Below are 1,419 nucleotides of genomic sequence, written 5' to 3'. Positions count from 1 at the left end.
CCACTGATCCAACACAAACAACGCCGCCCCAGGCACCGGCGAACCAATCGGCGGCACCCCAGCCCCCGCCGCCAACGCCGCACTGAGCGTCAAAACCATCGTCGTCTCGGTCGGACCGTAGGCATTGAACATCACCCGCCCCGGAGCCCAGCGGTCCACCACCTCGGCCGGACACGCCTCACCGGCTACGGCCAGAGTCATCTGGCCCAAGCCCTCCGGCGACAACGTCGCCACCGCAGACGGAGTCCAGGCAAGAAAACTGGTCCGCTCGCTGACCAGCAAATCGTGGAAGTCTTCAGGGGACGCGGCCACAGCTTCGGGCACCACCAACACCCGCCCGCCATGCAGCAGCGGACCCCACACCTCCCACACCGAGGTGTCAAACCCATAGGAATTGCACTGCGTCCAGGTCCCCGGCCGCACATATGCGTCCGTCTCCGTCAGGAGCTGGGTCACGTTGGCGTGAGTGACGGCCACCCCTTTGGGCACACCCGTAGTACCCGAGGTGTAGATCACGTAGGCAACATCATCCGCGGTGGGCTCCGGTAACGCCGTATGGGGTTGAGTTTCCACAACGGGGTCATTCGGATCGATGACCGGCAGGCCCCGCCCATCCAGCCGCGAGCGGTGGTCGGCGCTGCTGATCGCGGCAATCGGGCCGGCATCGGCCAGCATGAAGCTGATCCGCTCGTCAGGATGCCCGGGGTCGATCGGCACATACGCCGCCCCGGTCTTGAGCACCGCCGCAATCGAAACGATCGCCTCAGCCGACCGGGAAAACAGCAGCGCCACCGACTCGCCGGGACCCGCACCCTGGGCGGCCAGCAGATGCGCCAACCGGTTAGCGGCCGCATCGAGCTCGCGATAAGTCATCGAACGGCCGTCGCATGTCAGCGCCACCGCCCCCGGAGTGCGCGCCACCTGCGCAGCAAACGCCGCGGGAATCGACATCGACGGCGACTCCGGCTCGTCCAACACCGCCCGGTTACCGATCTCGGCCAGGCGAGCGTGCTCGGCGGCATCCAACAGATCCATCGACGACAACCGCCGTGCCGGATCGGTGCTCAACTCCACCAGCACCCACCGCAGCCGCTCGATCAGCACCTCGATAGTGGCCGGGTCAAATATGTCGGTGCGGAATTCGACCTCTCCGCCGATCCCGGCGGGATCGCCGGCATCGGTCCAGCGCTCGGCAAGCGAGAACGCCAAATCCATTCGGGCCGTGCGGATCTCCACTGGCAGCGTGGTGAGCTGCAAATCCCCGAGATCGAGCTCCGCGGCTTGGTTGTTCTGCCAGGCCAACAGCACCTGGATCAGCGGATGATGAGCCCGGCTCCGGGTGGGATTGAGCCGCTCGACCAGTACCTCAAAGGGCACATCTTGATGCTCATACGCCGCCAGACTGCGCTGACGCACCTG

At 66.0% G+C, this 1,419-nt stretch carries 1 protein-coding gene; it reads right to left on the bottom strand.

Going from position 1 to position 1,419, the window contains the following annotated elements; translation table 11 throughout:
* Positions 1-1,419 (bottom strand): AMP-binding protein (locus tag A5652_RS09025; RefSeq protein ID WP_156745230.1); only part of this gene is annotated, 1,419 nt, incomplete at both ends.

Source organism: Mycobacterium sp. 1165178.9 (genome assembly GCF_001673555.1).
In the GTDB taxonomy this organism is placed as follows: Bacteria; Actinomycetota; Actinomycetes; order Mycobacteriales; family Mycobacteriaceae; genus Mycobacterium.
Note: the sequence above shows the minus strand (reverse complement) of the source record. Positions and strands in the feature narration are given on the sequence as shown.